Source organism: Duganella sp. 3397 (assembly GCF_031456625.1).
Classification (GTDB): domain Bacteria; phylum Pseudomonadota; class Gammaproteobacteria; order Burkholderiales; family Burkholderiaceae_D; genus Rugamonas; species Rugamonas phyllosphaerae.
Map to the genome: position 1 here is coordinate 737,127 of NZ_JAVDVB010000004.1, position 13,637 is coordinate 750,763.

7 protein-coding genes are annotated in these 13,637 nt (G+C 62.9%); all 7 read left to right on the top strand.

The window, feature by feature from the left end; genetic code table 11:
• The first annotated feature begins 6 nt into the window (after window positions 1-6).
• On the top strand, window positions 7-1,797 hold the full coding sequence (locus J2X54_RS16005; RefSeq protein WP_070252369.1) for an IlvD/Edd family dehydratase: 1,791 nt from the start codon (window positions 7-9) through the stop codon (window positions 1,795-1,797).
• A gap of 56 nt (window positions 1,798-1,853) precedes the next feature.
• Window positions 1,854-2,858, top strand: coding sequence for a D-xylose ABC transporter substrate-binding protein (gene xylF, locus J2X54_RS16010; RefSeq protein WP_056137435.1), 1,005 nt, complete (start codon window positions 1,854-1,856; stop codon window positions 2,856-2,858).
• 96 nt (window positions 2,859-2,954) lie between these two features.
• Entirely contained in the window at window positions 2,955-4,475 is a 1,521-nt protein-coding gene (xylG, locus tag J2X54_RS16015) for a D-xylose ABC transporter ATP-binding protein (protein WP_310181979.1), read from the top strand.
• 29 nt (window positions 4,476-4,504) lie between these two features.
• Window positions 4,505-5,647, top strand: coding sequence for a sugar ABC transporter permease (locus tag J2X54_RS16020; RefSeq protein ID WP_070252342.1), 1,143 nt, complete (start codon window positions 4,505-4,507; stop codon window positions 5,645-5,647).
• Window positions 5,648-6,057: 410 nt separating this feature from the next.
• Window positions 6,058-9,054, top strand: coding sequence for a TonB-dependent receptor (locus J2X54_RS16025; RefSeq protein WP_310181981.1), 2,997 nt, complete (start codon window positions 6,058-6,060; stop codon window positions 9,052-9,054).
• A gap of 12 nt (window positions 9,055-9,066) precedes the next feature.
• Window positions 9,067-10,713 (top strand): DUF5597 domain-containing protein, encoded by a 1,647-nt coding sequence (locus tag J2X54_RS16030; RefSeq protein WP_310181983.1) that lies wholly within the window; start codon window positions 9,067-9,069, stop codon window positions 10,711-10,713.
• A 35-nt stretch (window positions 10,714-10,748) separates the two neighbouring features.
• Window positions 10,749-13,637 carry a TIM-barrel domain-containing protein gene (locus J2X54_RS16035; RefSeq protein WP_310181985.1) on the top strand — a complete coding sequence of 963 codons (2,889 nt, stop codon included), beginning with the start codon at window positions 10,749-10,751 and terminating at the stop codon, window positions 13,635-13,637.

The window sequence follows — 13,637 nt, forward strand, 5'->3', positions numbered from 1 at the left end:
AACGACATGAGCCAGCGGACCGTGGGCGAAGCGCCGCGCCGCTACCGCTCGCAGGACTGGTTCGACAATCCCGATCATATCGACATGACCGCGCTGTACCTCGAGCGCTTCATGAACTACGGCATCACGCCGGAAGAACTGCGCTCGGGCCGCCCGATCATCGGCATCGCCCAGAGCGGCAGCGACATCAGCCCGTGCAATCGCATCCACCTGGAACTGGCCAAGCGCGTGCGCGACGGCATCCGTGACGCCGGCGGCATCGCCATGGAGTTTCCGCTCCATCCGATCTTCGAAAACTGCCGCCGCCCGACAGCCGCCATCGACCGCAACCTGGCCTATCTTGGCCTGGTCGAAATCCTGCATGGCTACCCGATCGATGCCGTGGTGCTGACCACCGGCTGCGACAAGACCACGCCGGCACAGGTGATGGCCGCATCGACCGTCGATATTCCCGCCATCGTGCTGTCCGGCGGGCCGATGCTCGACGGCTGGTTCGAGGGCGAACTGGCAGGTTCGGGCGCGGCGATCTGGAAGGGCCGCCGCCAGCTCGCTGCCGGCACCATCGACAACGAAAAATTCCTGCAGATCGCGGCGGCTTCGGCGCCGTCGGCCGGCCACTGCAACACCATGGGCACGGCATCGACCATGAACGCGATTGCCGAAGCGCTGGGCCTGTCGCTGACCGGCTGCTCGGCCATTCCCGCGCCGTACCGCGAGCGCGGCCAGATGGCCTACGAGACCGGCCGCCGCATCGTGGAGATGGCCAAGCGCGACATCAAGCCGTCGAGCATCCTCACGCGCGACGCCTTCCTCGACGCCATCGTCACCAATGCGGCGATCGGCGGCTCCACCAACGCCCAGCAGCACATCGTGGCCATGGCGCGCCACGCGGGCGTGGAACTCAAATCGAGCGACTGGATGGAATACGGCCACGAAGTACCGCTGCTGCTCAATATGCAGCCAGCCGGTAAATTCCTCGGCGAGCGTTTCCACCGCGCCGGCGGCGTGCCGGCCGTGATGTGGGAACTGGAGCAGCAGGGCATGCTGCGCTCGGACCGCGCCACCGTCACCGGCCGCACCATGCGCGAAAACCTCGCTGGCCGCGAAACCGTGGACCGCGAAGTGATCTATCCGTTCAACGCGCCGCTGAAAACCGACGCCGGCTTCTTCGTCTTGAAGGGCAACCTGTTCGACTTCGCCATCATGAAGACGTCCGTGATTTCGGAAGCGTTCCGCGCACGCTATCTTAGCGAGCCTGGTCGCGAAAACGTTTTCGAATGCCGCGCCATCGTGTTCGACGGTTCCGGCGACTACCACGCCCGCATCAACGATCCATCCTTGGCTATCGACGAAGACTGCATCCTGGTCATCCGTGGCGCGGGCCCGGTGGGCTGGCCCGGTTCGGCCGAAGTGGTCAACATGCAGCCGCCCGATGCGCTGGTCAAGCGCGGCATCAACTGGTTGCCCACGCTGGGCGACGGTCGCCAGTCCGGCACTTCGGACAGCCCGTCGATCCTCAACGCCTCGCCCGAGAGCGCGGTGGGCGGCGGCCTGGCCTGGCTGCGCACCGGCGACCGCATTCGCGTCGATCTGAACGCCGGCCAGTGCGATGCGCTGGTGCCGGAAGCGGAATGGGAAGAGCGCAAGAAAGGACCGATTCCAGCCTATCCGGCCAGCCAGACGCCGTGGCAGGAAATCTACCGCAGCACGGTAGGCCAGATGGAGCATGGCGCGGTGATGGAACTGGCCGTACCATACCGGGCGGTGGCCGATACGCTGCCGCGCCATAACCATTAAGTAATTCAGCCGGGCAGAGACCCGGCACTTACCGAATATTCACAGGAGACGAAACAATGAAAAAACTGCTTACTTCCGCCGCTGTCGCGGTCATGCTGGTGTGCGCAGGCGGCAACGCCATGGCCGACGCCAAGAATCCCAAAATCGGCTTCTCGATCGACGACCTGCGCCTCGAGCGCTGGGCGCGCGACCGCGACTACTTCGTCGCCGCCGCCGAGAAGCAGGGCGCCAAGGTGTTCGTGCAATCGGCCGACGCCAGCGAACAGCGCCAGATCGCCCAGATCGAGAACCTGATCTCGCGCGGTGTCGATGTGCTGGTGATCGTGCCGTACAACGCCACTGTGCTCAACAACGCCATCCGCGAAGCGAAAAAAGCCAAGATCAAGGTGGTGTCGTACGACCGCCTGATCCTCAACGCCGATGTCGACGCCTACATCTCGTTCGACAACAAGAAGGTCGGCGAGCTGCAAGCGAAGGGCGTGCTGGCGGTCAAACCGAAGGGTAACTACTACCTGCTCGGTGGCGCGCCCACCGACAACAACGCCAAGATGCTGCGCGAAGGCCAGTTGGCCGTGCTGCAGCCGCTGATCGACAAGGGCGACATCAAGGTCATCGGCAAGCAGTGGGTGAAGGACTGGAGCCCGTCCGAGGCGATGTCGATCATCGAAAATGCGCTCACCGCCAACGGCAACAAGCTCGATGCCGTGGTTGCGTCCAACGACGCCACCGCCGGCGGCGCGGTGCAGGCGCTGGCCTCGCAAAAGCTCGACGGCAAGGTGGCAGTATCGGGCCAGGATGCCGATCTGGCCGGCGTGCGCCGCGTGATCGCCGGTACCCAGACCATGACCGTCTACAAGCCGTTGAAATTGATCGCCACCGAGGCGGCCAACCTGTCGATCCAGCTGGTGCGCGGCGAGAAGCCGGCCTTCAACGCCAAGATCAACAACGGCTTCAAGCAGGTCGATACCCGTTTGCTGGAACCAACGCTGCTGACCAAAGCCAACGTGGATACCGTCGTCACCGACGGCTTCTACACCAAGGCCCAGCTGGCCGCCAAGTAAGCCGCAGTCACTACCTGTAGCAACCACAGGGCGCTGCCTGCGCCCGGAGGGCATGCGCCGCATGCCTTCCCATCACCACCTCTGCGAGAACTTTGTATGTCCGGCTATTTGCTAGAAATGAAGGGCATCGCCAAAAAATTTGGCGGTGTCCCCGCGCTCGACGGCATCGACCTGACCTTGAAGGCAGGCGAGTGCATCGGCTTGTGCGGCGAGAACGGCGCCGGCAAATCGACGCTGATGAAAGTGCTGTCCGCCGTGTACCCTCATGGCACCTGGGACGGCCAGATCCTGATGGACGGCAAACCGCTCGAAGCGCAGTCGATCCGCGAGAGCGAGGCCGCCGGCATCGTCATCATCCACCAGGAACTGATGCTGGTGCCCGAGCTGTCGGTGACCGAAAACCTCTTCCTCGGCAACGAGATCACGCTGCCCGGCGGGCGCATGGATTATCCCGCCATGAACCAGCGCGCCGAAGCGCTGCTCAAGGAACTCAATCTGCACGACGTCAACGTGGTGCTGCCGGTCTCCACCTATGGCGGCGGCCACCAGCAGCTGATCGAGATCGCCAAGGCGCTCAACAAGAACGCCCGCGTGCTGATCCTCGACGAGCCGTCGTCGTCGCTCACCGCCAACGAAATCAAGGTACTGCTCGACATCGTGCGCGGCCTGAAAGCCAAGGGCGTGGCGTGCGTGTACATCTCGCACAAGCTCGACGAAGTGGAAGCGATCTGCGACACCATCGTGGTGATCCGCGACGGCAAGCACATCGCCACCACGCCGATGGACCGCATGGACGTCAACCAGATCATCGCCCAGATGGTGGGCCGCGAAATGAGCCAGATGTATCCGACGCTCGAACGCACGCCCGGCGAAGTGGTGTTCGAGGCGCGCAACGTCACCTGCTACGACCTCGATCGGCCCGAACGCAAGAAGGTCGACAACGTCTCGTTCTCGCTGCGTCGCGGCGAGATCCTCGGCATCGCCGGCCTGGTGGGCGCGGGCCGCACCGAGCTGGTAACCGCGCTGTTCGGCGCCTACCCGGGCCGCTGCGAAGCGGAGGTGTGGCTGGAAGGCCAGCGCATCGACAGTCGCACGCCGCTCAAGGCGATCCGCTGCGGGCTGGCGCTGGTGCCGGAAGACCGCAAGCACCACGGCATCGTGCGCGACATGGACGTGGGCCAGAATATCACCTTGTCGGTGCTGGGCCGCTTTGCGCGCTTCACCCGCATCGACCGCGAGGCCGAACTGGCAGTGGTGAGCGAGGAAATCGCCCGGCTGGGACTGAAGACGGCCAGCCCGTTCCTGTCGATCACGTCGCTCTCGGGCGGCAACCAGCAAAAGGCGGTGCTGTCCAAGATGCTGCTCACTAAACCGAAGGTGCTGATCCTCGACGAGCCGACGCGCGGGGTGGACGTGGGCGCCAAGTTCGAAATCTACAAGCTGATGCTGGAACTGGCGGCGCAGGGCATGTCCATCATCATGGTGTCGTCGGAACTGGCCGAAGTGCTGGGCGTGTCCGACCGCGTGCTGGTGATGGGAGAAGGGAAGCTGCGCGGCGACTTCGTCAACGACAACCTGAGCCAGGAAACCGTGCTGGCCGCCGCGCTCACGCACTGAACGCACTGAACACAGAGTACAAAGAACCCATGCAAACTACCAATCTCAAACAACTGTTCACGCAGTACAAAATCCTGGCGCTCCTGATCGCGATCGCCATCATCTGGGCCTTCTTCAGCTGGAAGACCGAGGGCGGCTTTACGTCGCCGCGCAACCTGTCGAACCTGATGCGCCAGATGGCGGTGACCGGCATCGTCGCCTGCGGCATGGCGTTCGTGATCATCGCCGGCGAGATCGACCTCTCGGTCGGCTCGCTGCTTGGCCTGTTGGGCGGGATCGCCGCAGTCCTGGACGTCACGCACGGCATGCCGCTGCCGGCCACCATCGCGGTGGTGCTGGCGTGCGGCCTGGTGCTGGGCCTCTTCAACGGCTACCTCACTGCCTACAAGGGCATACCGTCGTTTATCGTGGGCCTGGGGGGCATGCTGGCCTATCGCGGCATCGTGCTCGGCGTGACCGGCGGCTCCACCATCGCGCCGGTGTCCGATCCGCTGGTGAACCTGGGCCAGGGCTACCTGTCGCCGCAGATGGGCGTGGTGCTGGGCGTGGCGCTGTTCGTGCTGGCGGCTGTGCTGACGCTGCGCCAGCGCGCCAGCCTGGCGCGCCATGGCCTGCCGGTGCACCCGGTGTGGCAGGACGCGCTGCGCCTGGCCGCCATTGGCGCCGTGCTGTTCGCGTTCGTGCGCACCTTGAACAGCTACGAGGGCATTCCGCTGCCGGTGTTGCTGCTGCTGGCGCTGCTGGGCATCTTCAGCTACGTCGCCACCCAGACCGTGTTCGGTCGACGCATCTACGCGGTGGGCAGCAATATGGAGGCCACCCGCCTGTCGGGCGTGAACGTACAAGCCGTCAAGCTGTGGATCTTCGGCTTGATGGGCGTGATGTGCGCGCTCGCTGGCCTGATCAACACCGCGCGCCTGGCCGCTGGTTCGCCGTCGGCCGGCACCTCGGGCGAACTCGATGCGATCGCCGCCTGCTTCATCGGCGGCACGTCGATGCGCGGCGGTTCCGGCACCGTGTACGGCGCCCTGATCGGGGCGCTGGTGATGGCCAGCCTGGACAACGGCATGTCGATGCTGGACGTGGACAGCTACTGGCAAATGATCGTCAAGGGTGCAATCCTGACCCTGGCCGTGTGGGTGGACGTGGCCACACGTTCAGCACGCAGATAATTCATTTGTCCACTAAATAAGCCCCGTGTTTAGTAGACGGCCCGCAACAGCGGGCCGTTTGCATTGCAGTTGTCGGAAGTAAGCGACGCTTGCTGATTATCATTCGCCCGCTTGGTGATTTTCGCAATTGCCGCACGATTCGGTAACTTGCAGAATCTTCGTATAGATTCGTCAGGTCCGCGGCCTCCCCAGCCCGAGTCACTAGACGATAAAAAATAACGACGAGCGAGACACACCCAATGACGACGATCGAGCCTGCCGCGCTGCCCAGCGCCGGCGCCGTTGCGTGCCGCTTTGCAAACGATTTCACACGTAGCGCAGCGATACCTAATCAGTTGTAGAGCAGCAGCGGAGCAGCACCAACCAGGCCGCAGAGCCTTGATCGAACCAAATAACCTTGGAGAGCACAGATGAAACACAACTTTAAAAAGACCGCCATTGCGATGGGCCTGGCCCAGATGGCGCTGATGCTGGGCGCTGCCCAGGCACAGGAACAGGCGCAGGCCCCGGTGCAGAGCACCAGCAACGATGCCACCGTCAACACGGCAGCTGCACCGGCGGGCTCGATGACGTCGGTGGTCGTGACCGGCCAGCGCGCGGCGCTGCAGTCGGCGCAAAAAATCAAGCAGAACGCCGACGAGGTGGTCGATTCGATCGCCGCCGACGATATCGGCAAGCTGCCCGACCGCTCGGTGACCGAGGTGCTGCAGCGCGTATCGGGCGTGACCATCGACCGCGCCATGGCGCGCAGCGATCCCGATCACTTCTCGGTCGAAGGCTCCGGCGTGTCGGTGCGTGGCCTGAGCTACGTGCGCTCCGAACTCAATGGCCGCGATTCGTTCTCGGCCAACGGCGGCCGTTCGCTCAACTTCGAAGACGTGCCGCCAGAGCTGATGGCAGGCGTGGACATCTACAAGAACCCGTCGGCGGAACAGGTGGAGGGCGCCATCGGTGGCCTGATCAACCTGCGCACCGCGATGCCGTTCGACTACAAGGGCTTCAAGGCTGCCATCTCCGGTTCCGCGACCCACTCCGAACTGCGCAAGGGCAAGGCTTCGCCGTCGTACTCGGGCATGGTCTCCAACCGCTGGAAAACGCCGATCGGCGAAATCGGCGCCCTGGTCGACCTGGCCTACTCGGAATCGGCCACCCGCACCGACGCCGTCCAGGTCGAGCCGTACTACCAGATCCAGGATAACGGTCGCACCGTGTGGGTTCCGAAAGGCGCGCAATGGCGCTCGCTCAACTTCGACCGCACCCGCGAAGGCGCGTACGGCGCCCTGCAATGGAAGCCGAGCAGCACCCTGACCACCGGCCTGACCTTCTTCAAGTCGAAGTACAAGATGCAGTGGGACGAGCAGGCGATCTTCGGCTCGGCCGATCCGTATGCGATCAAGGTCACCGATGGCGAGTATGGCGACAACGGGGCACTGCTCAAGGGGACGCTTACCAATACCGACCCGACCAAGGGCATCAACTTCAACAACGACACCCGCACCGCCTGGCGCAAGTCCGACACCACCGACATTTCGTGGAATGCGCGCTGGCGCCCGAACGACCGCTGGACCATCGTCACCGACCTGCAAAAAATCCGCGCCAACACCCGCAGCGTCGACTCGACCGTGGCTACCGGCCTGAAAATGCCGAAGGAGCAGCTGGACCTGACCGGCAGCGTGCCATCGATTACCTTCGATGCCGCCGACCGCGCCTACCTGGCCAACCCGAACAACTACTACTGGGCCTTCACGATGGAGCACCTGGATCGCGCGAAAGCCGAATCCAAGGCGGGCAAGATCGACCTGAAGTACGACTTCGACAATCCGATCCTGCGCGACATCCGCTTCGGCGCTCGCCTGACCGACCGCGACTCGACGACCGAAAACTCGAATCCGAGCTATAACTGGCAAGGCATCACCCAGGACTGGATGGGCGGCCTGCAGGGCAAGCTGGCGTACCTGGGTGATCCACGCTTCTCAGGCTCCACCAACGTCCACTCGTTCAAGAATTTCTTCAATGGTAAAATCGACGTGCCGGCAGTGGCCTTCCCGGACGTGTCGCTGGCCCGGGGCTACCCGGACAGCTACGCCAAGCTGCACTCGTACCGTGGCATCCTGTGCGCGGAAAACGGCACCACCTGCGATCCCTGGAACCAGGCTACCTTCGGAGGCGACCCGAAAGGCATCAACCAGCAGTCGGAAAAAACCAAGGCCCTGTACGCGCAGACGCGCTTCGGCTTCGACGACCTGAAATACCCGATCGACGGTAACATCGGTCTGCGCATGGTCAAGACCGATTCGCACGCCAACGGCTACACCCTGTTCAGCTCTTCGGCCACGCCAGGACCCGGCATCCCGGTCATCGTGCCGTATGCCCGCGCCGAGAACTTCGACAACTCGTACCGCAACTGGCTGCCCAGCCTGAACCTGCGCCTGAAGGCGACCGACACGCTGCAGTTCCGCTTTGCGTTTGCCTCCGCGCTGTCGCGTCCCGATCCATCGCAGCTGCAGGCTTACACCAAGCTCACGCAAAGCGTGGACAACAATTCGCAGGTCGTCAGCTACACCGGCGAAGCCGAGGGCAATCCCAACCTGCGTCCGATCACCGCCAAGCAGGTCGACCTGACCGCCGAGTGGTACTTCTCGCCGGTGGGCTCGATAACGCTGGCCGTGTTCAACAAGCGCCTCAAGGACGTCATCGTCAAGCAGACCACCATCAACCGGCTGCCCGACACCGCTGGCGTGATGCATGACTTCACCACCACCTCGCCGGTCAATGGCGCCAAGGGCCGCGCGCGCGGTTTCGAGCTGGCGTACCAGCAGTACTTCGACAAGCTGCCTGGCGCCTGGTCGGGCCTGGGCATCCAGGGTAACTTCACCTTCGTCGACAGCGAGCGCACCCTGTACAACGGCGTGTACTCGCAGTACTGCACCGCTACCACCGGCGCGGCCAACCTGAACCTGAACCTGAACGGCTGCGATACCAACGGCACCACCTTCGGCAATCTGCCGCTGGAAAACCTGTCGCGCCAGTCGTACAACCTGGCCCTGATGTATGACAAGGGCCCATGGTCGGCGCGTATGGCCTACAATTGGCGTTCGAAGAGCCTGCAGGCGGTCAACGTCAGCGGCACCAACGGCACCGACGGCACCGACACCAATCCTGCCAGCCCGACCGTCGGCCAGCACAACGTGGCATGGGGCTTGCCTACCTGGGCGGACGATTACGGCCAGGCCGATGCCTCGCTCTCGTACAAGATCAACGACCGTATGCAGATCGGCATCGAAGCGCAGAATCTGACCGACTCCAAGTACAAGATCCTGATGCAGCAAAGTACCGGTTTGATGGGCCGTTCCTGGTTCTCGTCGGGCCGACGCTATACCGCCCGTCTGACCTACAACTTCGAATAAGGAATGCGACGCATGAAAACAACCGTCCGCCAGCTCGTTACAGCGCTTGGTCTTACTTTTGTGGTGGCAGCTGGCGCGGCGGCCGCGCCGATTCCGGAACTGGTGACCAAGGATGGCCGCCACGCGCTGATGGTGGACGGTGCGCCGTTCGTCATGTTCGGCGGCCAGGCCCAGAACTCCAGCAATTATCCGCTGGCGCTCGACAAGGTATGGGCCGCCATCAAGGACGCCAACGCCAACACGCTGGAAATCCCGGTGGCCTGGGAGCAGATCGAGCCGACCGAAGGCAAGTTCGATTTCAGCTACGTCGATACCCTGGTGGCGCAAGCGCGCAAGAACAAGGTGCGCCTGGTGCTGCTGTGGTTCGGCACCTGGAAAAACACCGGTCCCAGTTACACGCCGGAGTGGGTCAAGTTCAACAACGCCCGCTTCCCGCGCATGCTGGACCAGGAGGGCAAGCCGATTTACTGCCTGTCGCCGCAAGGCGAAGAAACCCTCAAGGCCGACAAGAAGGCGTTCGTGGCCCTGATGGCGCACATCAAGAAGATCGACGATGTGCAGCGCACCGTGATCATGATGCAGGTGCAAAACGAGGTGGGCACCTACGGCTACGCGCGCGATTACGGTCCGAAGGCCGAAGCGCAGTTCAACGCTCCGGTGCCGGCCGAAGTTTTAAAACATAAAAAGTCGCCGGTGGCGCTGGCGGCGACCGGCACCTGGAAGCAGGTGTACGGCGACTATGCCGACGAGTACTTCCATGCGTATTCGGTGGCGAAGTACATCGGCGAGATCGCCAAGGCGGGCCGCGACGTGTACAACCTGCCCATGTACGTCAACAACTCGATCCGCGATTCGCTCGAAGAGCCGGTCAAGCCATGGAACAAGAACTTTGCCAGCGGCGGACCCACGTTCGACGTGATCGACATCTACAAGGCGGCTGCGCCGGCGATCGACTTCGCCGCGCCGGACATCTACAGCCCGGACTCGCGCAAGTTCGTCGCCACGCTCGATAAGTTCCAGCGGCCCGACAACGCGCTGGCCGTGCCGGAGATGAGCAACGGCGCCGACTACGTGCGTTACGCTTACCTGGTGCTTGGCCGCGGCGCCATCAACTTCTCGCCGTTCGGTATCGACTACGCCGACTACAGCAATTTCCCGCTCGGTCACAAGGCCACCGACAAGACCATGACGGCGCCGTACGGCAAAATCTTCGGGGCTTTCCGGCCGATGGAGCGCCAGTGGTCGAAGTGGGCGTTCGAAGGCCGCACCTACGGCGTAGCCGAAGGCGACGACCGCCAGCCGCAAAAGCTCGCGCTCAAGGGCTGGAACGCCACCATCTCGTTCCGCGAATGGCAGTTCGGCGAGGCGCAGTATTTCAAGGACGTGAAGGACCTGCCGGCCAATACCGAGAAACCCAACGGCGGCGTGGCGATGGCGCAGATCGCCGACAATGAATTCATCATCGTCGGCCAGCACGCGCGGGTAAAGATCGACAGCGCGGACGGCAAGCCGACCATGTGGGCGCGCGTGGAAGAGGGGCGGTATGATGCCGCCGGCAAGTGGATCATGGAACGCAACTGGAATGGCGACCAGACCGATTATGGTCTTAATTTGACCGGTAATCCGGTCGTGCTGAAGGTGAAGGTCGGAACCTACTAAGGTTATCGAGCCTCTATAAAAACTCAGGAGAACACATGCAATTCAAAGCAATCGTGCCCGCGGCGTCCTGCCTGGCGGTGCTGATCTCCGGCCATGCAATGGCCGGCACCTTCGAGAAAACCGCCACCGGCGTGGTCGTCAAGCCTGACAGCGGCGCCAAGGAAGTGCGCCTCGAAGTCATGAACGACAACATCATCCACGTCGTCAAGACCGACCAGGCGGGCAAGGAACTCACGCCCTCGCTCATGACAATTGCCACTCCTGTCAGCGGTAAAGGAGGTGAAAAATTCGAAGTCACCGCCCAGGGCAAGGACAAAGTCACGCTCAAGGCCAAGAAGATTTCGGTGGCGGTCTCGCTGGCCACCGGCCAGGTGCAGTTCTTCAACGCCGCCGGCAAGGCGTTCCTGACGCAGGCGGCCGAGAACATGACGCCGGTCGAAGTGGGCGGCAAGCCGTTCATGGCGGTCACGCAGGGCTTCAACCACGGCACCAAGGACGCCTACTACGGCCTGGGCCAGCACCAGAACGGCCAGATGAACCTCAACGGCGAAGACGTGCTGCTGATGCAGCACAATATGGTCATCGCCGTGCCGTTCGTGGTCTCCGATAAAAACTACGGCGTTTTGTGGGACAACAATTCGATCTCGCGCTTCGGCGATCCCAAGCCGTATGGCTTCCTCTCGCGCGACCTGAAACTTGCGGACGCCGACGGCAAGGCCGGCGGCCTGACCGCGCGCTACTACGTCGACGACAAGCTGGTGCTCACGCGCCAGGAAAAGGACATCGATTACCAGTACCTCAAGGACGTCGCCGATAACTGGCCGAAGGAACTGGGCGACCCGAAAAAAGCCGTGGGCGTGAAAGTGGTGTGGGACGGTACGCTCACATCCGACAAGCCGGGCGTGCACAAGATGCAGCTGTATTCGTCGGACTACGCCAAGCTCGATATCGACGGCAAGCAGATCATGGACGTGTGGCGCCAGGGCTGGAACCCGTGGTACCACAACTTCGAGCTGAAATTCGAGGCCAACAAGCCGGTCAAGCTGCACCTGGAGTGGAAGCCGTCGGGCGGCATGATCGCCATGACCCATAACGACCCGCTGCCGGCGCCGGAACGTCACTCGCTGACGTTCTCTTCGGAAGTCGCGCAGAGCATCAACTACTACGTCATCAACGGCGAGACCAGCATCGACAAGGTGATCGCCGGTTATCGCCACCTGACCGGCGAAGCGCCGATGATGCCGAAGTGGTCGTACGGCCTGTGGCAGTCGCGCCAGCGCTACGAGACCCAGGAGCAGCTGCTGGGCGTGTTGAGGGAATACCGCAAGCAGGGCTGGCCGGTCGATAACATGGTGCAGGACTGGTTCTACTGGCCGCAAGATGGCTGGGGCTCGCACGACTTCGACAAGGTGCGTTTCCCGAACCCGAAAGGCCTGGTGGACGAAGTCCACAAGAACAATGCGCGCGTGATGATTTCGATCTGGGGCAAGTTCTACGAGAACACCAAGAACTACCAGGAGCTCAATAAAGCCGGCTACATGTGGACCAAGAACGTCGAAAATGGCGACCTTGACTGGGTAGGACCCGGCTACAAGAACAGCCACTACGACCCGTACACCAAGGGCGCGCAGGACATGTATTTCCGCCAGATGAAACCGAAGCTGGTGGACCTCGGCTTCGACGCCTGGTGGATGGACAATACCGAGCCGGACGTGCTGTCCAACACCCGCCTGGAAGACTTCAAAAAGCTGATCGGCCCGACCGTGTATGGCGCGGGTGAAGTGACGTTCAATCCGTACAGCCTGGTGCACACCGAGGGCTTCTACAACCACCTGATCAAGGATCAGCCGCAGAAGCGCCAGTTCATCCTGTCGCGTTCCGGCTTTGCCGGCATCCAGCGCAACGGCACCGCGCTGTGGAGTGGCGATACCGTGGGCCGCTGGAACAACCTGTACGACCAGATCTCGGCCGGCGTGCAGATCTCGATGTCGGGCATTCCGAACTGGACCCACGATATCGGCGGCTACGCGCAGGAAGTGCGCTTCCAGACCGGCGACGTCGGCTCGGCCCAGGAAAACCGCGTGGTCGCTGCCAACCAGGGCACCCCGGAAGACCTCAAGGAATGGCGTGAGCTGAACCTGCGCTGGTGGCAGTTCGGCGCGTTCTCGCCGCTGTTCCGCTCCCACGGCGAAGTGGTCAAGCGCGAGATCCACATCATCTCGCCGGAAGGCTCGCCGATGCGCGAATCGATGGTCTGGTACGACAAGCTGCGCTACCGCCTGATGCCGTACATTTACTCGACCGCCGCCACCACGCACCACGAGTCGGGCACCATCATGCGCGGCCTGGTGATGGACTTCCCCGAGGACGACGCGGTGAAGAACATCGCCGACCAGTACCTGTTCGGCCACAGCTTCCTGGTCGCTCCGGTGTACGAATACGGCGCGCGCGAACGCAGCGTGTACATGCCAAAAGGCGCGGACTGGTACGACTTCTATACCGGCGAGCTGCATAAAGGCGGCACCCGCGTGGCGATCAAGGCGCCGGAAACCCGCATGCCGTTGCTGGTCAAGGCTGGCGCCATCATCCCGGTCGGGCCGGTCACGCAGTACGTGGACGAGAAGCCCGATGCACCGATCACCTTCAACGTGTACGTGGGCGCCGATGGCACCTTCAGCCTGTACGAAGATGACGGCGTCTCGAACGGCTACCTGCGCAAGGAGTTCAGCCGCATCCCGGTGACCTACAACGACAAGACCGGCAACGTGACCATCGGTGCGCGCGCCGGTTCGTACAAAGGCATGGTGGCCAAGCGCGAGTTCCGCGTACGCTTCATCAAGCCCGGCGTATCGAGCTCGGACAACTTCGACGCCAGCGACAAGGTGGTCGCTTACGAAGGCAAAGCCGTCACCATCAAGCGTTAG

Bases quoted from the DNA above. Each gene is read 5' to 3' on its own strand.
- J2X54_RS16005 (WP_070252369.1), top strand. From the start codon at position 7: ATGAGCCAGCGGACCGTGGGCGAAGCGCCGCGCCGCTACCGCTCGCAG.
- xylF (WP_056137435.1), top strand. From the start codon at position 1,854: ATGAAAAAACTGCTTACTTCCGCCGCTGTCGCGGTCATGCTGGTGTGC.
- xylG (WP_310181979.1), top strand. From the start codon at position 2,955: ATGTCCGGCTATTTGCTAGAAATGAAGGGCATCGCCAAAAAATTTGGC.
- J2X54_RS16020 (WP_070252342.1), top strand. From the start codon at position 4,505: ATGCAAACTACCAATCTCAAACAACTGTTCACGCAGTACAAAATCCTG.
- J2X54_RS16025 (WP_310181981.1), top strand. From the start codon at position 6,058: ATGAAACACAACTTTAAAAAGACCGCCATTGCGATGGGCCTGGCCCAG.
- J2X54_RS16030 (WP_310181983.1), top strand. From the start codon at position 9,067: ATGAAAACAACCGTCCGCCAGCTCGTTACAGCGCTTGGTCTTACTTTT.
- J2X54_RS16035 (WP_310181985.1), top strand. From the start codon at position 10,749: ATGCAATTCAAAGCAATCGTGCCCGCGGCGTCCTGCCTGGCGGTGCTG.